At 60.2% G+C, this 25,430-nt stretch carries 22 protein-coding genes; 5 read left to right on the top strand and 17 right to left on the bottom strand.

The genetic code is table 11. From position 1 onward, the window contains the following. Window positions 1–8: 8 nt before the first annotated feature. Both CWI75_RS17150 and CWI75_RS17145 read right to left on the bottom strand, forming a co-directional pair. Window positions 9–1,550 (bottom strand): cryptochrome/photolyase family protein, encoded by a 1,542-nt coding sequence (locus CWI75_RS17150; RefSeq protein WP_101522755.1) that lies wholly within the window; start codon window positions 1,548–1,550, stop codon window positions 9–11. A gap of 1 nt (window position 1,551) precedes the next feature. After that, a complete protein-coding gene (locus CWI75_RS17145; protein WP_162300120.1) occupies window positions 1,552–3,999 on the bottom strand; it encodes a penicillin acylase family protein in 2,448 nt (815 codons plus the stop codon). Between the two features lie 154 nt (window positions 4,000–4,153). Between CWI75_RS17145 and nagA the strand changes: the two genes are divergently transcribed. Then, complete coding sequence (gene nagA / locus CWI75_RS17140; protein WP_101522753.1) at window positions 4,154–5,308, top strand: N-acetylglucosamine-6-phosphate deacetylase; 1,155 nt, start codon at window positions 4,154–4,156, stop codon at window positions 5,306–5,308. Here the strand turns inward: nagA and CWI75_RS17135 are convergent. The 8 genes from CWI75_RS17135 to CWI75_RS17100 all read right to left on the bottom strand — a co-directional run bounded on the left by CWI75_RS17135 (window position 5,298) and on the right by CWI75_RS17100 (window position 14,381). Further along, window positions 5,298–6,620: an ABC1 kinase family protein gene (locus tag CWI75_RS17135; protein ID WP_101522752.1), complete on the bottom strand. Its 1,323-nt coding sequence runs from the start codon at window positions 6,618–6,620 to the stop codon at window positions 5,298–5,300. The genes nagA and CWI75_RS17135 overlap by 11 nt on opposite strands. Continuing rightward, complete coding sequence (locus CWI75_RS17130; RefSeq protein WP_101522751.1) at window positions 6,621–8,009, bottom strand: ABC1 kinase family protein; 1,389 nt, start codon at window positions 8,007–8,009, stop codon at window positions 6,621–6,623. It lies immediately after the preceding gene. 62 nt (window positions 8,010–8,071) lie between these two features. Then, the gene (locus CWI75_RS17125; protein ID WP_241521279.1) at window positions 8,072–9,199 is read right to left on the bottom strand and encodes an acyl-CoA dehydrogenase family protein; all 1,128 of its coding nucleotides are present in this window, start codon (window positions 9,197–9,199) and stop codon (window positions 8,072–8,074) included. A gap of 11 nt (window positions 9,200–9,210) precedes the next feature. Beyond that, window positions 9,211–10,416, bottom strand: coding sequence for an acyl-CoA dehydrogenase family protein (locus CWI75_RS17120; RefSeq protein ID WP_101522750.1), 1,206 nt, complete (start codon window positions 10,414–10,416; stop codon window positions 9,211–9,213). 42 nt (window positions 10,417–10,458) lie between these two features. Further along, a complete protein-coding gene (locus CWI75_RS17115; RefSeq protein WP_101522749.1) occupies window positions 10,459–11,091 on the bottom strand; it encodes a glutathione S-transferase family protein in 633 nt (210 codons plus the stop codon). A gap of 1 nt (window position 11,092) precedes the next feature. Next, complete coding sequence (locus CWI75_RS17110) at window positions 11,093–12,265, bottom strand: acyl-CoA dehydrogenase family protein (protein ID WP_101522748.1); 1,173 nt, start codon at window positions 12,263–12,265, stop codon at window positions 11,093–11,095. A gap of 142 nt (window positions 12,266–12,407) precedes the next feature. Continuing rightward, window positions 12,408–12,869 (bottom strand): MarR family winged helix-turn-helix transcriptional regulator, encoded by a 462-nt coding sequence (locus CWI75_RS17105; protein ID WP_101522747.1) that lies wholly within the window; start codon window positions 12,867–12,869, stop codon window positions 12,408–12,410. Between the two features lie 84 nt (window positions 12,870–12,953). Continuing rightward, on the bottom strand, window positions 12,954–14,381 hold the full coding sequence (locus tag CWI75_RS17100; protein WP_241521278.1) for an amidohydrolase: 1,428 nt from the start codon (window positions 14,379–14,381) through the stop codon (window positions 12,954–12,956). Window positions 14,382–14,484: 103 nt separating this feature from the next. Between CWI75_RS17100 and CWI75_RS17095 the strand changes: the two genes are divergently transcribed. Both CWI75_RS17095 and hemH read left to right on the top strand, forming a co-directional pair. Beyond that, window positions 14,485–15,474 (top strand): prenyltransferase, encoded by a 990-nt coding sequence (locus CWI75_RS17095; protein ID WP_241521277.1) that lies wholly within the window; start codon window positions 14,485–14,487, stop codon window positions 15,472–15,474. Window positions 15,475–15,551: 77 nt separating this feature from the next. After that, on the top strand, window positions 15,552–16,634 hold the full coding sequence (gene hemH, locus CWI75_RS17090; RefSeq protein WP_101522745.1) for a ferrochelatase: 1,083 nt from the start codon (window positions 15,552–15,554) through the stop codon (window positions 16,632–16,634). A gap of 36 nt (window positions 16,635–16,670) precedes the next feature. Here hemH and CWI75_RS17085 read toward each other — a convergent pair whose 3' ends face one another. The 6 genes from CWI75_RS17085 to rplU all read right to left on the bottom strand — a co-directional run bounded on the left by CWI75_RS17085 (window position 16,671) and on the right by rplU (window position 21,118). Continuing rightward, window positions 16,671–17,120 (bottom strand): methyltransferase family protein, encoded by a 450-nt coding sequence (locus tag CWI75_RS17085; protein ID WP_101522744.1) that lies wholly within the window; start codon window positions 17,118–17,120, stop codon window positions 16,671–16,673. A gap of 18 nt (window positions 17,121–17,138) precedes the next feature. Next, entirely contained in the window at window positions 17,139–18,026 is an 888-nt protein-coding gene (locus CWI75_RS17080; RefSeq protein ID WP_101522743.1) for a ZIP family metal transporter, read from the bottom strand. Between the two features lie 65 nt (window positions 18,027–18,091). Further along, window positions 18,092–19,219 (bottom strand): glutamate 5-kinase, encoded by a 1,128-nt coding sequence (gene proB / locus CWI75_RS17075; RefSeq protein WP_101522742.1) that lies wholly within the window; start codon window positions 19,217–19,219, stop codon window positions 18,092–18,094. Continuing rightward, window positions 19,219–20,418 carry an Obg family GTPase CgtA gene (cgtA, locus tag CWI75_RS17070; RefSeq protein WP_101522741.1) on the bottom strand — a complete coding sequence of 400 codons (1,200 nt, stop codon included), beginning with the start codon at window positions 20,416–20,418 and terminating at the stop codon, window positions 19,219–19,221. Before cgtA ends, proB begins: the two co-directional genes overlap by 1 nt. Before the next feature lie 118 nt (window positions 20,419–20,536). After that, on the bottom strand, window positions 20,537–20,794 hold the full coding sequence (gene rpmA, locus CWI75_RS17065; protein ID WP_101522740.1) for a 50S ribosomal protein L27: 258 nt from the start codon (window positions 20,792–20,794) through the stop codon (window positions 20,537–20,539). A gap of 15 nt (window positions 20,795–20,809) precedes the next feature. After that, entirely contained in the window at window positions 20,810–21,118 is a 309-nt protein-coding gene (rplU, locus tag CWI75_RS17060) for a 50S ribosomal protein L21 (RefSeq protein ID WP_101522739.1), read from the bottom strand. A 277-nt stretch (window positions 21,119–21,395) separates the two neighbouring features. Here rplU and CWI75_RS17055 point away from each other — a divergent pair, with 277 nt between their 5' ends. Both CWI75_RS17055 and pgi read left to right on the top strand, forming a co-directional pair. Further along, window positions 21,396–22,358 (top strand): polyprenyl synthetase family protein, encoded by a 963-nt coding sequence (locus CWI75_RS17055; RefSeq protein ID WP_101522738.1) that lies wholly within the window; start codon window positions 21,396–21,398, stop codon window positions 22,356–22,358. A 66-nt stretch (window positions 22,359–22,424) separates the two neighbouring features. Next, complete coding sequence (pgi, locus tag CWI75_RS17050) at window positions 22,425–24,068, top strand: glucose-6-phosphate isomerase (protein WP_101522737.1); 1,644 nt, start codon at window positions 22,425–22,427, stop codon at window positions 24,066–24,068. Here the strand turns inward: pgi and CWI75_RS17045 are convergent. After that, window positions 24,065–25,414: a phosphohexomutase domain-containing protein gene (locus CWI75_RS17045; protein WP_101522784.1), complete on the bottom strand. Its 1,350-nt coding sequence runs from the start codon at window positions 25,412–25,414 to the stop codon at window positions 24,065–24,067. The genes pgi and CWI75_RS17045 overlap by 4 nt on opposite strands. Window positions 25,415–25,430 lie beyond the last annotated feature (16 nt).

The raw sequence follows: 25,430 nt of genomic DNA, 5'->3' as shown, positions 1-25,430 counted from the left end.
AGGCAGGCCTAGGCAGGATCCAGCAGTTCCTGGAGGCAGTGATCGCCCCAATCAATGATGGCCTCGCGCTCGCCCGCAGGGCGCCGTCGCCAGTTGGCGACCACCAGGTTCATGCGCGGGTTGTCCGCCAGATAGCCCAGGTTGTTATCGATAAAACGCCAGTACAGGGCGTTGAAGGGGCAGGCCCCCGTGCCCGTCATTTTCGCCGGACTGTAACGACATTCGCCGCAATGATTACCCTGGCGCTGAATGTACTTGCCACTGGCGGCATAGGGCTTGCTCGCCATCAGGCCGTTGTCCCCGTGCAGCGCCATGCCCAGTGTGTTGGGTAACTCCACCCATTCGAAGGCATCGACATACACCGCCAGGTACCAGCCACAAACGGCACGCACATCCAGGCCGGCCAGTAGAGCAAAATTACCAATCACCATCAGCCGTTGGGTATGGTGAGCGTATCCCAGGTCAAGGGATTGCCGCAGCGCACGCTGAAGGCAGCGCATTTCGGTGTTGCCCGTCCAGAACCACGACGGCAGCGGCACCGTCGCATTGAAGGTATTGCGTTGTCCATACTCCGGCATATACCGCCAGTACACACAGCGAACATACTCGCGCCAGCCCAGAATCTGGCGGATAAAGCCCTCCGCGGCGGCCAGCGAGCAATGCCCATTACGCCAGGCCTGCTCCACCTGCCGGCACAGTGCCAGCGGCTCCAGCAGACCAATATTCAGGTACATGGAAATTTTACTGTGGAACACCCAGGGCGACTCCTCCACCAGGGCATCCTGGTACGTCCCGAACTGGGGCAGCGCATATTCACAGAACCAGTCGAATTCTGCACGGGCCGTCGCGGCTGTCACTGCGTAATTAAAGGTTCGCAAATCGCCCGGGTGTTGCGCAAATGCCTGGGCCACTTCAGCCAGTACAGCCGCCGTGACCTCATCCATCGCAATGGCTTCACGGCTGGGAATGCTCACCTGGCCACGCCAGCCCACCCGATTATCCTTGTCGTAGTTCCAGCGATCCCCCGCCGGGCGGCCATCCGGCTCCAGCAGGACACCGTACTTGCGGCGCATGTCACGGTAGAAATACTCCATGCGCAGCTGCTTGCGTCCCTCCGCCCAGGTGTCGAACTCCTCCCGGGTGGCGAGAAAACGGGTATCGTCCAGCGTCTCGAAAGACACGCCAAGCGCACTTTCCCAGCCCTGCATTGCAGCCTGCAAGCGGTATTCACCGGGTTCGCATACGCGCGCGCAATCCGCCGGGGACAGCTGCAGGGCACATTGCACAGCCTCCAGTAATGAGGCCTTGCCGGCCGCCCACGGAAAATAATGTACCGTAAATCCCCGCGCCCGCAACTCCGCGCAGAAATGGCGCATGGCGGCAAAGATGAGGGCAATCTTGTGTTGATTATGAGGGACGTAGCCGGCTTCTTCTTTCACTTCCGCCATCACCACGACGTCCTGTCGTGGGTCGGCGTTGGCGAGCGCGGGGTTGGCCAGGGAAAGCTGGTCGCCCAGGACCAGAATCAGTGTTCGGGCTCTCCCTGCCATATTATTCCTGCAGCAGCAGGGTTTCGCCGATCTGGGCTGCGGCGATATCCGACTCGCAGAATGGGAAGCGCACCCACTCCTTATTGGAATAAAGCTCTGTCTGGTCGCTGAAATACGGCGATTCGGGATCCGTTGACTGCGATGGCACCAGAATGACATCCGCTATGGGGCACTCCGTTTCGTCCCAGGTTACCGCCTGAATGTAGGAGTTGCCGGCGCGCGGGTTAATATAGCCGCCCTCGGAAAGTCCCGCACTGATAGCCCCGTAAACACCCATGTTGCCCGTGCCACCATGAATGGGAACGCGTACACCATTGCGCTCCAGTACCTGCACTTCGGACCATGGCGCGTCCAGCGCAACCGAAGCCGCCTGCAGGCGAGAGGTTGCCGATGCCAGTGCCGCGATAACCCGGTCGTGGTTGGCTGGTATTGAGATATCAATACCGGCAGGTGTATTGAGCGGATCGCTGACATCGTAATCCTGCGCCCAGAACTCGTCACTCTGCACAATATTCTGGAAGGAGTTACCCAGCTGGCCACGAATAATGCTCCAGAACTCGGTAAATACCTGGGCACCCATGCTATCGAGGTTAACCTTGCGATCCCAGTTTGCCAGCACATTACAGGCGGGGAGCACGGATACGGCTGCATCCGTGGCGCAGATAACGAGGATATCGTCCATCACCAGTTCCGCACCATAAACCCGGTTGGCATACATCATGCCCTTGAGTGATTCCAGGTCAAACAGGGGTTCCGGATCGAGACCGTCAGTACCGGCCTTGCGTTCCGCCACCATCAAATGGCCCAGCCGGGTGCGCAGGAACTGCTGCTGGCCCTCGTGGCCTACGGGGCCCATCACACTGGGGAACCCTTCCAGTGGGTTGTTGGCATCGCTGAGCCAATAGCTGTTATTGCTGTTGCCCACATAATCAGTGGTGCGCAGCTGTGGCAACTGCGACGCGCCATACAGGTTAGTGCCGGGTGGTGCCTCCGGATCTTCACCCCACTCACAAGTGGGATCCGAGCCGTCCAGGGACAGGATCACATTGGTCGTAGCGGATGCCAGCAGTGGCCCAACCACACCATTCACGCAGCGATCAATCTGCTCCTGGGTTATAAAGGGTACCGCTGACAATTCACCATAAAAGGCCTCGCCCGTCCGGTCTGCGGCAATCTCGTGGAACACGGGATTGCCAATACTTTGCAGTGCCGCCACATAGTCGTCGATAGACGTTGCCTGGCCCTTGTTGATCCACTGCTCAATACCGCGGATACCGGTAAGGAGGTTGGCGTCCCTGAAGGCAAGCACCGAACCATTGAACATGGGCCAGCCATCCAGGGCCGGACTGACACCCTTGAGATTAATCACCGGGCCGTATTGTGAAACGTAGAAGGTCTGCTGGCGGTCCTCCAGCGTGCCATCGGGCAGCTTGACCTGGATGGTAATGACCTCGGGCACAATGTCGCGCCACTCGCCGTCATAATCATATTGCAGCAGGTTGTCCGGGTTGAGCTTGAGCTCGAACAGGCTGAAACGGTTGGCCAGCGAAACCGTGTGGGTCCAGGCGACGTCGCGGTTGAAACCGATACCAATAAAGGGGAAACCGTGCAGAGCGGCACCGGCAACGTCATAGGTGCCCGGCAGGGTCAGGTGGGCCTGGTACCAGGCGCCCGCCCCAAACCAGGGCTGATGAGGATTACCCAACAGCATGCCGCTGCCGTCGCGGGTGGCGTCGCGCCCCAGCGCCAGGCCGTTGCTGCCGCGATCCAGATCGCGCAACTCTGCAGCCGCGTCTGACAGCGCCCGGGCGGCCTCGTCCAGATCAACGCCCGGTGCGCTGTCGGCAACCAGGGCAGGGCCTGTCGTGGCCAGTAGCGCACGGCGGAAAATCCCCTGCTCGGAACTGCCGCGGAGCGCCTCGCGACGCAACAGCAGAAACAGGTCGATTGAGTCGAAGGCAAATACCCACTCTGCATCGCGGCAGCCAAGCTCGCCCGCCGGCAGGTTGGCAACACCGGTTTCCTCGAGATAACGGTTCATACCCTGGGTATAGCCCTCGGCAAGCTCTCGCGCAAAGGGCGGCAGCTCCGAAACAAACTCCTCCGCAAAGTCATCCTTGTTGCCATTAAGGAAGCGGAACAGGAAATCGGATTCCACACTACCCATCCCCTCCCCCATCAATTCTGTCGAGCGCCCGCTGGCGAACACGATCTCGCGCATGGCGATGCAGAAGTTATCCTGGGCATAGGCATATCCGAATCCGTAACCAAGACTGCCCCAGTCATCCGCGGTAATATGCGGTATACCAAAGTCGGTGCGCCTCACCTCAGCCGAATAGATGAGGCTGGGCTCAGGTTCCGGCTGCGGCGCTGGTGCCGAGTCATCGGAATCGCTGCAGGCTACCAGCAGCGCGCTCACCACCACTATCGTCAAAGAGTGTTTGAACATGACTAACCTCTTGTTATTGAGTTCTTGGCTGGATCGGAGCATAACACTATTGTAGTCTTTTGCCGCACACAGACAGCGGACATAATGACGACACGGAGCGAGCCCGGCGCGGCTCATGATTCCCTCCTGTACTCAGTCGCTAGGGAATGGCCAGATGACATCATCACAACCTGATCGCGCCCTACGTGTCCCCTCCCTGTTTGATGGGGAACGGTGGCACCATGACTGCGGCCTGCTGCTGCTCGCGGGCTGCATTGACAGTCTGGTGCCAGGGCCGGATATACCCGCAGGCATACCCTGCGAGGAGTTATCCCGAGGTTACCTGGCGCCGGGGTTTATCGACCTGCAGGTCAATGGCGGCGGCGGCATGTTGTTCAATAACACGCCAACGGTCGAGGCGCTCGAGCACATCAGCGCAAGCCATCGGCAGGGGGGCACTACCAGCCTGCTGCCCACCCTGCTAAGCGATACGCGGGATGTATACGAGGCGGGTGTGACCGCCGTGCGCGGCGCTCGCAGGATGGGTATAGCCGGTATTCTGGGCATTCATATTGAAGGCCCTTTTTTTGCGCAGGCCCGCCGGGGTACCCATCGCGCAGATCGGTTACGTATCGCTACCGGTGACGATATTGATTGGCTGTGCAGACTCACCGACCTGCCACGGGTACTGACCCTGGCACCGGAACTGATGTTGCCCGGGCAGATCCGCCGCCTCGTCGACGCCGGTGTCATGGTCTGTGCCGGCCACAGCAACGCGAGCTTCACCCAGGTCCAGCAAGCCTGTAGCGAAGGACTTCGTGGTTTCACCCACCTGTTCAATGCCATGAGCCCACTCAGCGCGCGGGAACCCGGGGTAACCGGAGCCGCCCTGAGCAGCGTTGGCTGCTGGCTGGGCATCATCGCCGACGGCCACCATGTGCACCCGGCCAGCATCCGCATCGCCCAGCGCTGCGCCCCGCCGGGCAAGCTGTACCTGGTCAGTGACGCCATGGCTACCGCGGGCAGCGACCGTCGCAGCTTTGAACTCTATGGTGAAATAATTGAGGAGCGCGATGGCAGGCTGGTAAATAGTGAGGGCTCACTCGCCGGTAGCGCGATTACCATGGTAGATGGCGTGCGCTACTGCCATGAGAAGGTTGGTCTTGCACTGGAAGAATGCCTGCGCATGGCCTCTCTGTACCCGGCGCAATTCCTGGATGAACCGCGACTGGGACGCATTGCGCCGGGCTGCAGGGCGGACCTGGTGCTGCTTGATGACGCGCTGCGGGTGAAGGCGACCTGGGTTGCCGGTAACCGCATCAACCATTGACCCAGCGGGCCATCAGCGCACGCACGTCAACCCTGGCCCGCAGGCGATGAGCGAGCATGAACATGCCGCCCAGCTTGCGATGAAAATACACCGCATGGGTTGGCGGCGCCTGCCAGAAATCGCGAAACCCGGTCACCGACTGACCCAGCTCCATAAGCCTGGCGGGCATATCCGAATTACCAAAATCATAAGGCCCCTCGTGGCGCAGGGGTTCCAGCGCCAGCAACAGCATATCCAGTACCAGTTCGCGATAAGGCGACCCGGGTTCACCCATGGCATAGCCGATGCGTATTGCCGCGCGGGCGACACCCTCGCGATCAGCGGCCATCGCCGCAGCTGCCAAACGCCCATAATCCCGTGCAAAGGCCGCCTTGAAGGGGCGGGTGGCGCCAAAATCGAGCAACACGATGGCGCCGTCATCGGGACGATACAGGTAATTGGCAAAATTGGGGTCCGTCTGCATCAGCCGCAGTTCAAACAACTCGGTCAACAGCAACTCGATTAATACGGTCATCACCCGGTTGCGCTCGGCCGCCGGTTGCAGCACGACCGTTTCAACGGGTTCGCCCTCGACATAGGTCATCGCCAGGACAGTACGTCGAGTAAGCGACGGCAGCACTTCGGGCAGCACAAAGCGGCTGTCTCCCTGAAGATGCCCGCGAAACCGATTGAGGTATTTCGCCTCTCTCAGATAGTCCGCCTCCTCTTTCAATTGCACCCGCACATCCGCCAGCAAGGGTTCGATATCCAGCTGGCGGGGCAACAGGCCGGACATCCGCAGGAGCGTCGCAATATTATCCACATCGCTATCGATGCTGCGGGCCACACCAGGATACTGGATCTTGAGCACTGCCTCGCGGCCATCCGGAGCCCGTATACAATGCACCTGGCCGATGGACGCGGCAGCCAGTGGTCGCCATTGGAACTCATGCTCGGCAGGATCCCAGTCGGCCCCGTAGGCGAGTGTCAGGGCCTCACGCAACTGTTTGGCTGGCATCGCCTGGGCGTCTGCGCGCAACCGCGCCAGAATCTCCGCCAGTTCAGGGGGCACCAGGTTGCCCGTATCCATGGACAGTATCTGCCCGAGTTTCATGGCAGCGCCGCGCATGCGGGAGAGCTGCCTGGTCAGGCGCAGGGCATTGCCGGGAGTAAGCAGCAGATCCCGTGCCTGCGGTCGCTTACCGGCGCGCAACTGCCGCTCACCCTCCGCAAGCATGCCACCGGCAATGCCCCCGGCCAACCGCGCCATCCCCGCCAGCCGGCGCAGCCGGCCCTGGGGAACCGGGCTGTCTGTCGTGTCATCGCCTGCCATTCAGTGCCTCTTCCGCCAGCGACGGATATGCCGGGTTACCAGGTCGTGCGCATTGAACTGGGCATCCAGCACGGAAATAAAGGTAAACACACCGGTCAGCTTGCGGGCAATCAGCGCAAAGTCCCGCGAGGGCGTTGCAAAGTCCAGTGACGTTGCTGCACTGGCAGCATTCTTACCCGCGCGGCGCAAGAGTTGTGAGCGGCCCCAGCAATACTCGCCGGCGGCATTCAGGTATTCAGGCGGCAGTTGGTCCGCCGGCCGCAGCGGCTCCAGCAAGCCGAAACAGAAGTCACTGAAGCTGTCCCGGGCAAAGTCCGAGCTCTTTTCATCCAGGCAGCCCAGCCCCACCAGGCTGGCCAACAGCGCCTCCCGGTCCTGCTCCTGGCCGGCGGCAATGGCATTACCCAGGTGCTTGAGAAAGGGTTCCTCGCAACTGAGGGTAGAGCCAAAGTCCAGCAATACCAGTTCGTCACGATTGCCGTCACTGCGGATCAGGTAATTGCCAAAGTTCGGGTCGGTCTGCAGAATTCCCCAGCTGTACAGTTCATGAAAGAACAGCTCCAGCATATTCCGGCCCAGGGCATTGCGGCGCCGCTGGGAGAGCGCGAGCACTTGCGGATGGGTCACCAGCCGGCCATCAATATATTCCAGAGCCAGCACATCGGGTCGGCAATAACGGGGAAACCGCTGCGGCACATAGTAGCGACCATGCTTGCGGGAAGCGGTATCCTCTGCCACCAGTGCGGCGACGGCGTCACCCATCTGTGCTTCCCGCAGGTAATCGATTTCGTGATGCAGGTGGGTACGCATGGATTCCAGCCAGGCATCCAGCTCGCGCCCGGTCCTGACCCAGCGGGCCAGAACCAGCATCCGCACTACGGCATCAAAGTCACTGTCAATAACGTCCCGCAAACCGGGATACTGGATCTTGAGGCAGATGTTTTCGCCGGTGGCCCTGATGGTGGCCCGGTGCACCTGCGACAGCGAGGCAGCCGCCAGCGCCTCGGGCTCCACTTCAAGTTCCTGTAGGCGCGCTCCCAAGCTGGCGCGCAAATGAGGTTCTATGGTCGCCCAGGGTAGCGGTTCGGTCGCCGCTTCCAGTTCGTGCAGCGCCTCGGTCAGGGCGGGTGGCAGGAAGTGCTCGCCCAGCAGGGCAAACATCTGCCCGATCTTGACGTAGGTACCCTTGAGTCTACCGAGTTCGGTGACAAAGCGCCGCGCCTCTCGCCGGATGAACGCCGATTCCTCTGGCGCCGCATCAGCGTCGCCGCGCAACCGTTGCAGGGCATTATCAATTGCGAACGCGCTCCCTGCGCGCAAACCTGCCAGGGAAATCGACAGCCCGCGACCAAAACTGCCCTGGCGTATTTTTGCCGGTTTTTTACTCATGCATCATCTACGCAGCCGCACGCGGACCAGACCTCTCGGCCGGCTCACGGCAGGCGACAACATCAGGCATCCAGCAGCAGATGGGCAAGCTGTTTGCGCTGGTGCTGGGCATCGCCAAACTGTTGCTGGGCCCATTGGGCACGACGCACGTACAGCTGGGCATCACATTCGTAGGTAAAGCCCATGCCGCCGTGAAACTGGATTGCCCGGTCGCCGGCGTACTTGAGTGTTTCAGTGGCCTGCGCCTTGGCCATCCGGCAGCCGATTTCCGCGTCCCGGCTGAGGGGGCCGTCATCGAGCAGGCTGGCCGCGTGATACACAAAGGAGCGGGTTGAATCCACCGCCACCAGGATGTCCACGCAGGGATGCTTGAGCGCCTGATAGGAACCGATCAACTTGCCAAACTGCTTGCGGGTTTTCAGGTAGTCAACAGTGGTATCGAGACACGACGCCGCGCTGCCACCCGACTCCGCCGCCACCAGCAAGGCACCCAGCAGACGCACATCGCGCAGCGCCGCCGCAACCTGAGGACCCTTCAGCACCGCCGTTGACGCCACTGCAATGCCGGTAAAATCAATGGTCTGCGCACGCCGGGTCTGGTCTATGAGAATGCAGTCCCTGCGCGCATCCGCCGCTACCGCACTCGCCGGCAGTACCGCCAGCACCGGCTCCCCGGCCTGCTGCGCCACCACCAGGAACCATTCGGCCCCGGCAGCATCCATCACCTGTTGCTTGCGACCCTGCAAAACACCGTTGGCGTCGAGTTCGCACTGGATGCCAGCGGACCCCCAGTCGTGGTTGTCCAGCCATGCGATCGTGGCCGGCTGGCCCGCGGCAATGGCGGACAGTAATTCGTCCTGTTCCTCACCTGCCGCACGCAAAACCAGTTGCCCGGCGAGGGCTGTGCTCATTAACGGGCCGCCCAGTAAAGCCCGGCCCATGGACTCCAGTACCGGCACGACCGCAGCCATACCAAGGCCGGCGCCCCCGACCCGCTCGGGCAGGGCAATACCTGCCCAGCCGAGCGCCACCATCTGTTGCCAGACGCCGGGGTCAAAGCCATCGGGGGACTCCAGCTGGGCCCGCACAGCGGTAATATCCGACTGGTCCCGACAAAACTCACGAGCGACATCAAGGATCATCGCCTGCTCTTCGCTGAATACCAGCGTTGTACTACCAATAACAGACACTTGTACGCTCCTTACTTGGGCAGGCCAAGAATATGTTCGGCAATGATATTGGCCTGTACCTGGCTGGTACCCCCACCAATGGTCGCCGAGAAACTGTTGAGATAGGCGCGCTGCCAGAAGCCGCCCTGTCTTGCCTCCTCGTCGCCCACATAGAGGGCACCGTCCGCACCCTGCAGATTAATGGCGAACTGGCGCATCCGCCGTGTGTTCTCGGTGAAACGCAGCTTGTTGGACAACTGCAACGAAAATGGGTAGTCGTTACTCAGCGCGCCTATATTGGCGCGCCGGTCACCCAGCGTAATGGCCTTTTCCTCCATGACCAGCTGTACCAGCTGGTCGCGTACCACCGGATCGTCCAGTACCGGAGCATCATCGCGACGGACATCCCGCAGCTGATCAATCATGTCGTCAATTACAATGCGTACGAAGGCGAGGCCCCCGGCTGCTCCAGCCTCGGCGCCACGTTCATATTGCAGGGTCTTCATGGCGATCTTCCAGCCCTCCCCTTCCTGCCCCATCAGGCAATCAGCGGGAATCCTGGCATCGGTGAAGAAGGTTTCGGTGAAGCCGTACTCGCCGGTGAGTTTACGGATCGGCCGGGCATCAATACCCGGCACGTCCATGGGGGATAAAAAGAAAGACAGACCGTCGTATTTGCGTTCGGCCTGCGGATTGGTACGAGCCAGAAGGATCATGTATTTCGCGAAGTTACCCATGGTGGTCCAGATTTTGGTGCCGTTGATAACGTAGTCGTCACCATCGCGTACCGCCCGGGTCTGGGCATTACCCAGGTCAGAACCGTGGTCCGGCTCGGAGAAGCCCTGGCACCAGATGTCCTCCCCGGTAAGGATACCCTTGAGGTAACGCGCCTTGTCGGCCTCACTGCCAATATCATTGATCAGCGGCCCGGCCCAGCCAAGGCCGATCACGTTGAAGCATATGGGCACCGCCTGGCGGCGCATTTCCTGGTCGGCAATGGCCTGGAACACGGGATCCATGCCGCGGCCGCCATAGGCCTCGGGCCAGGCCATTCCCAGGTAGCCGGCGGACCATACCTTGTATTGCCACTCGCGCAGGAAATCCAGCTGTTGCTCACTGCCCACTTCCATGAATGACTGGGGCAGCAAAAATCCCGGATCAGCCGGTTTGTTCGCCCGTAGCCAGGCTGAAACCTCTTCGCGAAAGGCCTGTTTCTGTTGATCGGTTACCGCGTTCACAGCACTCTCCTTGCTATTCATGCTTACTCGTAATGGTTGTGGTCAGACGACATCCGGCAGCGCCAGCGCCTCGCCAATGGCATTGGCCCGCTGGAAGGCAGGCCGCGCCATCAGGCGCTCGAGATACGCGGCCGTCGCGGGCTTGTAGTATTTATCAAGGTGCAGTACCGAGCCGAGGAACAGGGCATAACCCACCGCAATATCGGCAATGGTAAAGCGATCTGCCACCAGGTAGTCGTGCTGTTCCACCCGTTCATTTACCCGCCGCAGTCGCGCCCTGAACCACTTTGCATAGTCATCGGCGACCACGCGCTTGCTCGCGTCCTGTTCCAGAAAGTAATAACGCATGACAATGGTCTGGGGGAAGGTGAGTGTGGCGTCGCTGTGATGCAGCCAGTTGAGGTAGGCGCCATAGTCCGGATCCTCCGGTGGCAGGCCCAGGCCGTGGTTCTCATAGCGGTCCACCAGATACTGGCAGATGCCGGTGGATTCCGTCATTTCGGTGCTGCCATCAACAAAGAAAGGCACGGTGCCCAGGCTGTTAACCTCCAGATAATCGGGCTGCATCAGCCGCGGAGGAAACGCCAGCACCTCCAGCTCGTACTCCAGGCCCAGTTCTTCCAGCGTCCACAGGGGGCGCAGCGAGCGAGCTCCCGCGCAATGCCATAATTTCATCCTAAACTCCGTACTGGCGAGCTGCCAGGTCGCGCATGATTTCTTCAGAACCACCACCGATTGCGTTGACCCGCACTTCCCGATAGATCCGCTCTACCCGGCTGCCGCGCATATAACCGATCCCGCCGAGAATCTGCATGGCCTCCCGGGCGCAGAACTCCATGGTTTCACTGGCCTGCACCTTGAGCAGCGCAATATCCCCGGGATTGGGATTGCCGTTTTCGATGGATTCATAGCACAGGCGAATATAGGCCTGGGTGGCATTGAGTTTCTGTTTCATCTGGGCGATCTTGTGACGGATCACCTGGTGATCGGCAAGGCGCTTGCCAAAGGTCTTGCGTTCCCGGGCCCAGGCGACGGCTTCCTCCAGGCAGACCCGGCCCAGGGCTTCCATACCCGCCGCCATGGCCATGCGCTCACTGTTGAAATTGGTCATGATCACCAGGAAACCCTGGTTCTCTGTGCCAATCAGCTGGTCCACCGGCACCCGCACGTTATCGAAGTACAGGGTCGCGGTATCCGACGCCCACCACCCCTGTTTACGGTCCAGTGCCGTGCGGGAGAACCCCTCGGCATCCGTCGGGATCAGCAGCATGGAGACACCGCGGGCACCTTCACCCCCGGTGCGTACCGCGGTAGACACCCAGTTGGCGCGCATGCCGCCGGTAATGTAGGTTTTGGAACCATTGACTATGTAATGGTCGCCATCGCGCACCGCGGTGGTACTGAGGCTGGCAACATCGGAGCCACCGCCGGGCTCGGTAATGCCCAGCGCAATGTGCTTCTCGCCCGCCAGCACGGCCGGGGCGACGGCCTGTTTCATCGCCTCGGAACCCCAGTTGATTACCGGCGGCAGACCGATACCGTGCACCATCAAACTGGCCGGAATACCACCCACACCAATCCGCGCCAGCTCCTCGTTGGTGATCCAGGAATGCCAGCTATCGATACCTTCCCGGGTGCCGCCAAACTCTTCTGCATAACCCAGGCCCAGCAAGCCCACCGCCGCCGCTTTTGGCCATAGTTCGATAGGGATATGACCGGCTTCGTCCCAGTCTTCGGCAGAGGGTACGATTTCAGTGTCGATAAAACGGCGCAATTGCGTGCGCCAGGCTTCGTGCTCTGCGGTAATAAACGGATTGGGCAGGCGCGCACTATCAAAGTCCAGTGCCATGAGTCCTCTCTGTGACGGTCTTATTGAAAGAGTGACTATCTTAGTGGAGTACGGGCCGATATGCATCGCTCAGGATGTGTTTAGTTAATGCTGTGGCGTGCCGGCATAAACAGGCACGGAGGTTGCGGTGGGTTGCCTGTAATCAGGGTGGCGGCTCCACTGCAGGCATGGTTGCCAGGCGCAGGTCCAGCTTGTCGATCAGCACAAACAGCGACTCTCTTTCTGTTGTCGACAGCGGCTGCAACAATGCCTCCTCCCAAGCCAGCACCTCGGGCTCAATGCGCTGGTAAAGCTCTGCCCCGGTATCACTCAGGCACAGCAGGGACGCCCGGCTGTCCCTGTCACAGGGACGACGCTGTAATAAACCGCGCGCGCTCAACCCGGATACGGCCCGGGATACACGCACCTTGTCCATGCTGGTCAGCTCGCCGATGCGCCGGGATTGCAATTCACCGTATTCTGCAAGCGTTACCAGCACCCGCCACTCGGGAACCGTGATCCCGAAGCGATCAACGTAAATCCGGGACAGGGAAAAGCTGATTTTTTGCGCCAGGCTATTGCAGCGATAGGGCAGAAACCCGGCCAGGCTCAAAGATTTGCTCATAACAACTCAGTGCGTGATTACAGACCGATAGTATAAGGTCTGCAGTAGATGGTTACCAATGTAACCATCTACTGCAGCTGCAGCTCACCGCCGGTAGTCCAGTGGTGGATCACGGTCGCCCAATAGCGGCTGATACTCAAAGTCTTTACCTCGACGCTGTTCAAGCTCCTCTTTTGCCGCGTCCAGCAGTGCGGGGTGCAGGAACAAATCACCCGCAGTTAGCGCCAGTGTCTTGGCGGCCACCAGCATGCCTTTATGACCAATGGCGGTGCCACCGGCGGCGATAGCCTGCCAGGTATGAGGCGCAGTACCGGGAACCCAGGTCGCCGTATTCACCTGGGAGGTGGGCACCTGCCAGCTGACATCGCCAACATCCGTGGAACCCATCGACTGCAATGGCCCCATCGGCTCGATCCGGACCGCCGCCAGCGCAAGGTCGTCTTCCCTGGAGTTCAGGCTTTGCGCCAACTCACTGGCGAATGCCAGGTCATCATCGTCGTATTTGACCCCGCCTACCCGAACCAGGTTATTGTACATGGCCTCTGCGAGAGTTTCGTTGGGCAACATACTGTGATTTCCGTGGTTAACCTCGGAGACCATTTCGGTGCCAGTACCCAGTGCAGCACCGCGAGCAACGTCAAGCAGCCGCTCCCAGAGGTCCTCCAGCGTGCCGGCATCCGGGTGTCGCAGGTAATAAAAGACCTCGGCGAAATCGGGCACCACATTGGGTGTGGAGCCACCTCGGGTAATCACATAATGCATACGTGCTTCCTGCGGTATGTGCTCGCGCATCATGTTGGCCATGTGGTTCATGGCTTCAACCGCATCCAGCGCCGAGCGGCCTCGCTCGGGTGCCACTGCAGCGTGGGAGGACACGCCATGAAAGCCGAATTTGGCGGACTTGTTGGCAAGTGTGGTAACGGGGTTGGCGGCATTCTTGTCCGACGGGTGCCATGCGAGAACGGCTGCGACACCCGCAAACAAGCCCTCTCGCACCATATAAACCTTGCCGGACCCGCCTTCCTCTGCGGGGGTTCCATACAACCGGACAGTCCCAGACACATCGTGCTCCTGCATCCAGTGCCGAACCGCTATAGCGGCGGCAGTAGAACCCGCGCCGAACAGGTGATGGCCGCAGGCATGGCCGCTGGTCTTGTCCGGATCCGGCTCCCGTTTAGGCGACGCGGTCTGGGAAATGCCGGGCAAGGCATCAAATTCGGCCAGTATACCAATAATGGGTTCACCGCTGCCGTAACTGGCGACGAATGCCGTTGGCATACCCGCCACCCCGGATTCAATGGTAAAACCTTCCTCGGCGAGCATTTCCTGCAGCAGGCGGGAGCTTCTGGTTTCCAGGTACCCCAGCTCCGCCTTCTCCCAGATCTCGTGCGCCAGCGCCGCGTATTTACCCTGTTCGCGCTCCAGGTAGCTGAGAATAGTGTTAGTGGTATCCGCCAGAAGCTGTCCGGGGAATAAACAAAGGCACAGGGCCATTACTGGTAGTCTGGACAAAATAACATTCTCCATCGTGATTCGTAATACGGTACTTTAACAGGGCCAAAAGAGAAAGCCTGAAAGACAAGCACTCCACAGCTACGGATCAGGAAGAAATAACGTGCCAAACTTCAAATTATGGATTGCCGCACTCAACGGTATGCCCGGCGTCACTGTCGAGCAGTGGCAGCAGCTGGGCCCGGTCTCTCGCTGGCTGCTCGCCTGCCGCGCATCCGTATTGTTCATGACCCTGACCGCCGCCATCCTGGGGGGGCTGCTGGCCTGGCGCGACGGCTATTTCAATGGCCTGCTATGGCTCGCCTGCTGCCTGGGGCTATTATTTGCCCACGCCACCAATAACCTGCTCAACGACTATACCGACTCGCGCCGGGGAATCGATCGGGATAACTACTATCGCAACCAGTACGGGGTACATGTGCTTGAAGACGGGCTGATGAGCAGGGCCCAATTCTGGCGTTACTTTGCCGTCACTGCCGCAATTGCCCTGGCGCTGGGCCTGTGGCTGGTCAGCGTGCGCAGCGGCCCCACCCTCGCCCTTTTGCTGGCGGGTGCCTTCTTTGTCCTGTTTTACACCTGGCCTCTGAAGTATATCGGCCTGGGGGAGCCCTCGGTACTGCTGGTCTGGGGGCCATTAATGGTAGGGGGAACCTACTACGTGGTGACTGGCAGCTGGAGCAACGAGGTGGCCCTGCTGAGCCTGGTGTTTGCATTGGGACCCACGACAGTCCTGTTCGGCAAGCATATCGACAAACTCGACGCCGACCGCGACAAGGGTGTGCGCACCCTGCCGGTGCTACTGGGCGAGCGTGGTGCAAGGCATGCCACCATGGTGCTGTTGTTGGCTCAGTACCTGCTGGCCCTGGGGCTGGTGCTGGGGGGGCTGTTTTCCTGGCCACTGTTACTGGTCTTTGCCAGCACTCCCAGCCTGGTCCGATGCCTCACGCTATTGCGGGCGCCGAAACCGACGGCAAGGCCAGCGGAATATCCGGCAAAAATCTGGCCACTGTGGTTTTCGGCCGCCTGCTTTCGTCATACGCGCCGGTTTACATCGCTGTTTTTACTGGCCGTAGTGGTTACAATCCTGCTCTGACGCCGGCAATTCATCGACTACATACCAGCGCGCGGACGCGGCTGGTTTTACTTTTTTTAAAAGGATATTACTGCAGCATGCGCTACCGTGGCAGCCAAGACTTCAAACACAGCCAATCACCCAGGGTCGGGGTCCTGGTCACCAACCTGGGTACGCCGGATAAACCGGAAAAAGGCGCCCTGCGTCGCTACCTGCGTGAGTTCCTGTCCGATCCACGGGTGGTTGAGGTCCCACGACTGCTGTGGTTGATGATTCTCCATGGCGTGATTCTCAACATACGCCCGGCGCGCTCCGCCGCAGCTTACCGCACTGTATGGACGGATGAAGGCTCCCCATTACTGACCAATACACGGGCACAGGCCGAGGCCCTGCAAACCGCAATGACCCGGCTGCACGGCGAGTCCGTCATTGTCGAATATGCCATGCGCTACGGCACCCGTTCCATCCCGGAACAGCTGCAATCGCTGTTTGAAATGGGCACCCGGAAGTTACTGGTATTGCCGTTGTATCCGCAATACAGCGGCCCCACGGGGGGCTCCACCTTCGACGCGGTAGCGGCTGATTTCCAGCGGCGACGGTGGCTGCCCGACCTGCGCTTCGTCGCCCAGTACCATGACCACCCCGCCTACATCCAGGCGCTGGCCGACAGCATTCGCGCCCACTGGGCTGAGCATGGCCGTGCCGAGCTGTTGCTGATGTCCTACCACGGCGAACCACAACGCTACCTCGAACAGGGCGACCCCTATCATTGCCAGTGTCACAAGACCAGCAGGCTGCTGGCAGAGGCCCTGGAATTAACCGGGGATGAGTACCAGACCTGCTTCCAGTCCCGCTTCGGTCGCGAGCCCTGGCTGCAACCCTACACCGACGCAACACTCAAGGCGCTGCCTGGCAAAGGCATACGGTCCGTGCAGCTCATCTGCCCCGGATTCTCGGCAGATTGCCTGGAAACCATTGAGGAAATTGGCGTGGAGAACCGCGAGTACTTCATGCATGCCGGGGGCGAGCGCTACGAATACATCCCCTGCCTGAATAGCCAGCAGGGACACATTGAGGCGCTGACGCAGATCATTGAGGAACAGATACAGGGCTGGTTACCCCTGTCACAGGATAGTGATGCTACGGCGGCGAGAGCACGCAATTTGGGAGCGGCCAGCTGATTCCGGGTGCCGGCTGCAAGAATCCGGCGCTCCCGACTACAGCCAGCGCCGCACTTGGCGGCGATAGGCAGAAAACTCCTCAGGAAACTGGCGTTGCAGCAACTCTTCTTCCGGGTAAATGTAGCGCCACTGGATAACCAGCATAAACAGCGGCACGACGATCAGCGCCGTCAATGCGCCCACGGTCACCGCAATTCCCAGCAGAATGGCCACCATACCCAGGTACATGGGATTACGGGTAAAACCGTATACCCCGGTAGTTACCAGTGTCGACACATTCCTGAAGGGCACCATATCGTTGCCCGCTCGCCGAAACTTGCCCCCTGCAAACACCAGCATCGCCAGGCCGAATACCAGCAGGACCCCGCCCAGCAACTGGCTCGTCAGGCTGGTATAGCGCGGCCCCGGATAAAATTCGTTGAAGGCGAAAATGGCAACCACGCCAAACACCAGCCACATCGGTGGGTAAATAACTCGCTTGACCATGTATTTCTCCTCGAGAAGCTAACCGCCGTGCAGATGCGCACTCGCGGGTTCCAGACCGCCAATCGCATAGGCGAGACTTATTCCGATCACGAAGGCGAGGGTCAGCTTGCCCCGATCGTGACTGTGAAAGTGCACCTCGGGGAGCAGATCACTCAGGGCAATACAGATAAAGGCACCGGCTGAAAACGCCAGCGCCACCGCTACCGCATAATGGCGCGCCTCCCCCATCAGATCGACCCCAAAGAAAAGCAGCACTGCACCCAATGGGCACAGCAGCGCAAAACCCAGGTTGGCGATCGCCCGGGAGCGCCTGCTCCAGCCACCGGCCTGCATCATCGTGGTAATCGACATGGCATCCAGTGGTTTATGCAACAGAATCGCCAGAAATACGCCGACACCGGCAAGGCCGGCGACATGCCCTATTTCCACCTGCAGGACTGCGCCCAAAGCCACACCATCAATCAGGGTGTGCACGCCGAGCCCGAGGGCAAGGCCAACCCAGCTAAGTTTGTTCACGGCCGGCATCACCGGTGCATGTGCCGGCTCGGGTGCTTCTGCAACCAGATGGTCGTGATCGTGCCCGTGATCGTGGTCATGGTCGTGTTCACTGAAGTCATGTTGGTGGAAGTGGAACATCCGCAACAGCAGCAGCATGGTAATAAGACCTATCATCAACCACCACACCGACACATCCGCGGCAGGTGCGCCCTCCGGCTGCAGCGCAATACTGTGCGGGAGCAAATGATAGAAGGCCACCCCGAGCATCAAGCCGGAAACAAAACTCATCACCAACTGGGTGCGGGTGTGGGTCATGTGCACCCAGTCGGGCAGCAACCCTCCCGCCAGGGACAACAGGGCAATGGCGAGGGAATAGCCGACCAGTAATACTTCGGGAGACAGGTTCATGTCGTGATCATGTCCGTCAGGCAATGACGCCCGTTAGGTTTGTTTTTTGGCACGGGGATTACCTGCTAGCAAAGTACCAGATTATCGCGGTGAATCAATTCCTCATCACTCTGGTAACCCAGTAACCCCTCTATCGCCGCGGACGGCTGGCCCATGATGCGACGGGTTTCATCGGCGCTGTAATTGACCAGCCCACGGGCGACCTCGCGCCCATCCGGCCCCCGGCAGGACACCATATCGCCGCGTTCGAATCGACCCTCTGCCATACGTACACCGACCGCCAGCAAACTGCGTCCGGACTCGCGCAACACTCGCACCGCGCCCTCATCAAGGACCAGACTGCCCGGCGTTTGCACCATGGCGGCCAGCCACTGTTTGCGCGCATTCTGCGGGCGCTTGCCCGTTCGCAGCCAGGTGCCCAACGGCACCCCCCGGGTTACCTGCCCAATGACATCCTGCATCCGACCACTGGCAATCACGGTCTCGGTTCCCGAGCGAGCCGCCAGGCGCGCCGCCCGGAGCTTGGTTATCATGCCACCACGGCCCAGTAAACCACCCTCGCCCGCCATATCGTCGAGTTCGGGATCGTGCACGTCGCGGGTCTCCACCAGTTCTGCCTCCGGGTTCAGGCGCGGGTCTTCATGATACAGGCCCTGCTGGTCGGTCAATAACAACAACGCCTCGGCGTCAACCAGGTTGGCCACCAGGGCAGCAAGCGTATCATTGTCACCAAAGCGGATTTCATCGGTAACCACTGTATCGTTTTCGTTAACGATCGGCACCACACCGAGCTTCAGCAGGGTGGTCAGGGTACCGCGCGCATTCAGGTAACGGTCCCTTGCGCTGACATCATCATGGCCCAGCAATACCTGGGCGGTGGCAATGCCATACTGGCTGAATGCAGCCTCATAGCTCTGGATCAGAATGGACTGGCCAACGGCGGCCGCGGCTTGCAAATCGTGCAACAGCGACGGTCGACGCGACCAGCCGAGACGGACCACGCCCGCTGCCACGGCACCACTGGAAACCAGCACAACCTCGATGCCGCGCTCTTTTAAAGCCGCCAGCTGCGCCACCAGGCCGCCGATGATTTCGCCATCGAGCCCACGGCCGTCATTGGTCAGCAGGGCGCTGCCCACCTTGATCACCCAACGGCGGGAGCGGGCAATTTCACTGCGTGTCGGGTCGCTCATTAGTGGGTGTATTCCACTTCCACCTCAGTATCGTCATCGTCATCATCGCTGTCACCGCCCTCGCGGGCACGGCGCGCTTCTTCCTGGTATTGGGTCCGTAATGCGGTAATGCGATCACGGGCCTCCTGCTGCATCCGTGATTGCTGCTCCGCCTCCGCCTCGGCGACTTCGGGGTCGGCCGCTTCCAGTGCGCGCTGCTCCTCCAGTGCCACCATGAGGTCCTGGCACAGGCGCTCGGTACCGGTCGCACTGATCGCCGCAATCTCATAGACCGGCCCCTGCCAGGACAGTGCATCAATGACTGCCTGGCGACGTGCCTGCAGGTCTTCAGCGGACACCAGATCCGTCTTGTTGAGCACCAGCCAGCGAGGGCGCTGTGCCAGAGTAGGGCTGAATACGGCCAACTCGTTCTGGATAGCCAGGGCGGCATCGGCGGGTTCGCTGCCGTCCACCGGCGCCATATCAACCAGGTGCAGCAAAATGCGATTGCGGGTCAGGTGCTTCAGGAAGCGAATGCCCAGCCCCGCTCCATCGGAAGCACCCTCGATCAAGCCGGGAATATCGGCCACTACAAAACTGCGGTGGGAGTCTACCTTGACCACCCCGAGGTTAGGCACCAGGGTGGTAAACGGATAGTCGGCCACTTTGGGCCTCGCCGCCGAGACCGAGCGGATAAAGGTCGACTTGCCCGCATTCGGCAGGCCCAGCAATCCCACGTCCGCCAGAACTTTCAGTTCGAGCTTGAGATTCCGATGCTCACCCTCTGAGCCCGGGCTGGTCTGCCGTGGCGCCCGGTTGGTGCTCGACTTGAAGCGGGTATTGCCAAGGCCGTGCCAGCCACCCTGGGCAACAACCAGCCGCTGGCCATCCTCTGCAAGGTCACCCAGAATCTCGCCACTGTCCTCGTCGATAACGGTAGTACCCACGGGTACACGCAGCACCAGGTCCTCGCCGCTTTTGCCGGTGGAATTGCGCGACTTGCCGGACTCGCCATTGGGTGCCCGATAGGTGCGGACGAAGCGGAAATCGACCATGGTATTGATGCCATTATCGGCTTCCATGATAACGCTGCCACCGTCGCCACCATCACCGCCGTCAGGGCCGCCCCGGGGAATGTATTTTTCCCGACGAAAACTCAGGCAGCCGTTACCGCCGTTGCCCGCAAATACCTTGATACTGGCTTCATCTACAAATTTCATGGCCCTGCCATTGCAACGTACACAGAGACATTAACGCGTCTGCCCGGCTGCTTTAAATGCTCTAAAAAAAAGCCCCGTCAGTTGACGAGGCTTTTATTCGTTCAGTGTGAGCGCCTGATCAGGCGCTCACTACCTGAACGAACTTGCGATTGTTCGGCCCCTTGACGACGAACTCCACCTTACCCTCGGACGTCGCGAACAGGGTATGGTCCTTGCCGCAGCGTACGTTGGTGCCGGGGTGAAACCGGGTGCCGCGCTGACGCACGATGATGTTACCCGCTTTAACCGCTTCACCACCAAAGCGCTTGACGCCAAGGCGTTTACTTTCGGAATCGCGCCCGTTACGGGTACTACCGCCTGCTTTCTTGTGTGCCATTGTCGTTAGTCTCCTTTACGCCGTAATGCCGGTGATCTTCACTTCGGTGAACCACTGGCGATGCCCGGTTTCTTTCCGATAGTGCTTACGGCGGTTGAATTTAACAATTTTTACCTTCTTGTGGCGACCGTGATTGATCACCTCGGCGGTCACTTTACCGCCGGCAACAAAAGGGGTGCCGATTTTAACCTGGTCACCACCAATCATCAGCACCCGCTCAAACTCTATAGTCGCGCCGGTAGCTTCTTCAATTTTTTCAAGCTTGAGGGTCTCGCCCTCAATAACACGGTGCTGCTTGCCACCGCTTTCAATCACTGCGTACATTCTGCTCTCCGTTTAATTAGCCTGCTCGCGGTGCGAAAAACCCTTTTTAATCAAGGGGGCAGAGCCAGGCACAAACAGTTTTCGGGGATTCCCGGCCAGCGGCCCATAGGCCAAGGCAGGGCTCGAGGGCGGCGATTCTACTCAAATAATGGCTTCCCGGCAAGATTTATCTGGCTTTGGATGCCAGCCCCGACAAAAGACAGTAGCGCGGAGCGCCGCTTGACAGCCCTGCCACTGCACCATAGCATGCGCGAGCACATCGGATGCCAGCCAAATTATGCAGCACATACGCTCCAGCGTTGCCGGGGAAATCGAGCAGGTCAACCAGCTCATCATCGAGCAACTACAATCGAACGTCCCCATGGTGGAGAATGTCGGCCACTATATTGTCGACGCCGGGGGCAAACGCCTTCGTCCGCTGCTGGCATTGCTCACTGGCGCGGCGCTCGGTGGTTGCCGACCCGCTCACATCACCTTTGCCGCGGTTATTGAATTCATCCACACGGCGACCCTGCTGCACGATGACGTGGTGGATATCTCAAGCCTGCGCCGCGGCCGCCCCACGGCCAATGCCACCTTTGGTAACGCGCCCAGTGTCCTGGTGGGCGATTTCCTTTACACCCGTGCTTTCCAGCTCATGGTGCAACTGGAGAACCTGCCTGTGCTGCATTATATGGCCGATACCACCAACACCATCGCCGAGGGCGAAGTATTGCAACTCACCCGCGCGGGAAACGCTACCACCAGCGAACAGGATTACCTGGATATTATTACCCGCAAGACCGCGGTCCTGTTCGCGGCAGCTTGCTATGGGGCTGCCGCACTGGGCGATGCCAGCGAGGATGAGTGCCAGCAACTGGCCACCTTTGGCTTACATCTCGGTATCGCGTTTCAGATGGTGGATGATGTACTGGACTATGAAGGTGATGCCGCCACCATGGGCAAGAATGTGGGCGATGACCTGGCTGAAGGTAAGCTCACCCTACCCCTGATTCATATCCTGAAGCAGGGCAATGTAGCGGAGCAGGAACTGGTCAGGCGGGCGATTACCGAAAAAAATACCGCTGATATCGATGCCATTATCGTCGCGGTAAACCGCTGTGGCGGCGCCGACTATACCCGGCAGCGCGCGCGCGAACATCACGACCTGGCCCTTGCGGCACTGGCACCGCGAGCTGATGGCCCGGCAGTGGAAGCCCTCCGGGCGCTGACCAGGCTGTCCCTCGACAGGGATCACTAGAGGCGATATTGCGCCACACCAGGCCCGGGCCTACTATACTCAGTTATCACTGATGAGAGGCTCTTCATGGCACATGCTTTACGTTTATCGGACCTGCCCTCCTGGCGTGAACTGCAGGCCTGTGCAGCCAAATTACAGGACGCCTCGATCAGCGGGCTGTTCCACAGTGATCCCCAACGCGCCTCCGCATTTACCGCCACCGCCGCGGGCCTGACCCTCGACTACTCCAAACACCTGCTGTGCCGCGACAGCAGGGCAGCGCTGCTGCGCCTTGGCCAACAGGCACAGCTGCAGGCAAGGGCGAGAGACCTGGTAACCGGTGTGCCGCTGAACAACACCGAATCACGCCCCGCACTGCATACCCTGCTCAGGGCAGAGCGAGCACCTGCCGGGCTGGAATCCCAGTTCAGCGCAGTGACAAAAACCCGGGAACGGATGCGCCACTGGAGTGAACAAATTAACAACCGGGAGCTGAAGGGGCACTCGGGGAAGGTGATTGACACGGTAGTGAATATCGGGATCGGCGGCTCCGACCTCGGCCCGCGCCTGGTGACCGGCGCCCTGAGTGCTTTCAGGGGCCGGATCGCGACCCATTACGTCGCCAACGTCGACCCTGCGGATCTACACTCGACCCTGGCATCACTGGACCCGGGCTCCACCCTGCTTATTATCTGCTCCAAGTCATTCCGCACCGAAGAAACCCTGGCCAATGCCACGGCCGCCCGCGAGTGGCTGCTGGCGGATGGCGCCGACATGGCAAACCTGGAAAATCACTTCCTCGCCATTACCACCAATCTTGATGCCGCCGCCGCTTTCGGTGTGCCCGCGGACAACTGCCTGCCGATGTGGGACTGGGTGGGGGGACGCTATTCCGTGTGGTCCGCGGTGGGGCTCAGCTGCGCCATAGCCGTGGGCTGGGATCGGTTCAATGATTTCCTGGCCGGCGCGGCAGAAATGGATACCCACTTTGTCGATACCACCAGCGCCTTTAACCTGCCGATGTTAATGAGCCTGCTGGAGGTGTGGAATTGCAATTTCTTTGGCGCCGGCAATCACGTGGTACTGCCCTATGATCACGGGCTCGGCAGATTACCCGATTTCCTGCAGCAATTGACCATGGAAAGCAATGGCAAGCGGGTCAGCCGGGATGGTGAAGAGCTCGACTACGATACCGCGCCCGTGTTGTGGGGTTCTGCGGGCACCACAGGCCAGCACTCGTTCCATCAACTGCTGCACCAGGGTACGCGCCTGTGCCCTGCGGATTTCATTATCCCGCTGACCACCCATACCGGCGCCGCCGGACAGCACCGCATGCTGGTCGCCAACGGCCTTGCCCAGAGCCGCGCCCTGATGGTGGGTCGCGGTATCGACGAGGCTCGGGAAAGCCTGCTGCACAGAGGGTTGACAGCCACAGAGGCGGATAGTCTGGCACCGCATCTGGCAATGCCGGGAAATCGGCCGAACAGTGTGATTACACTTACCTCGGTAACCCCGCACAGCCTGGGTGCGCTACTGGCACTGTATGAACACCGCACTTTCTGCAGCGGCCAGCTGTGGGCCGTCAACCCATTTGATCAATGGGGGGTGGAACTGGGCAAGGAAATTGGTACCGAAGTACTGGCGCGACTGACAGGGGATTCCAGCGACGGCAGCATGGACCCCGCCACCGAGCGCCTGCTCGCCCAGTGGCATGCGGCCCAGGACGCTTAAGCGTCAATCAACGCCAGCAGTTCCGCGGTTTTTTCGCGCATCAGCATAGGGTCACCGCGGCTCTCAACATTGAGCCGGACCACGGGCTCGGTATTGGACAAACGCAGGTTGAAGCGCCAGTGGTCAAACGCCATGCTAAGCCCGTCCACCTGCTCAACCAGCAGCGCATGCGGTCGATATGTCGCCGCCACCCGCGCCAGTACGGCCTCGGAATCCACAACACTTCGATTGATTTCGCCGCTACAGGGATACGCCGCTACCCGTTCGGCAACCAGTGCGGACAGGGTAAGCCGCCGGCTGCCCAGTAACGCCGCCACCAGTAGCCAGGGAATCATGCCGCTGTCGCAATAGGCGAAATCCCGAAAATAATGATGGGCACTCATTTCGCCGCCGTAAACCGCATTTTCCTGCCGCATCCGCTCCTTGATGAACGCGTGTCCGGTCTTGCTCTGCACTGCCTGTCCCCCGGCGGCTTCCACCAGCGCAACCGTATTCCAGGTCAGCCGCGGGTCGTGAACAATGCTGGCGCCAGGGTGCTGCCGCAAAAAAGCCTCGGCCAACAACCCCACCAGATAGTAGCCTTCTACAAATTCACCGCGTTCGTCAAAAAAGAAGCACCGGTCAAAGTCCCCGTCCCAGGCGATCCCCATATCGGCACTGTGCTTCACCACCGCGTCACTGGTAACGGCGCGGTTTTCCGGCAGCAACGGATTGGGAACCCCGTTGGGAAAATGGCCGTCGGGTTGATGATGCAGCTTGATGAACTCGAACGGCAGCAGCGGCTCCAACAGGTCCACCACCCGACCGGCACCGCCATTACCCGCATCCACCACAATCCGCAACGGCGGCAGACGGGAGACATCGACATAGCCGAGCAGGTGTTGAATGTAGGCAGCCGTGGTGTCAAGGGTATGCCGCTGGCCGCGCACGGGTGCCGGCGTAAACTCATTGCGCTGTGCCAGGTCGCGTATCGCAAACAGGCCGCTGTCGCCGGAGATGGGGCGCGACTGTTCACGCACAAACTTCATGCCGTTGTAATCTTGCGGATTATGGCTGGCGGTCACCACAATCCCGCCATCCATGACCGCATGAGAGGTGGCAAAATAGATCTCTTCGGTACCGCACTGGCCAATGTCATGGACATCCACGCCCTGTTCCATCAGCCCCTCGGCCAGCGCGTTTTTTATCGACACGCTGGTGAGGCGGATATCGTGCCCCACCACCACTTTGCGCGGCTTGACTACTTCGGCGTAGGCGCGACCAATACGGCGAGCGATATCTTCATTGAGCTGATCGGGTACCCGACCGCGAACATCGTAAGCCTTGAAACACGACAGCTCCCGCAAGGTATCCGACTCCGGC

The organism is Kineobactrum sediminis (assembly GCF_002868715.1).
Taxonomy (GTDB): Bacteria; Pseudomonadota; Gammaproteobacteria; order Pseudomonadales; family Halieaceae; genus Kineobactrum; species Kineobactrum sediminis.
Note: the sequence above shows the minus strand (reverse complement) of the source record. Positions and strands in the feature narration are given on the sequence as shown.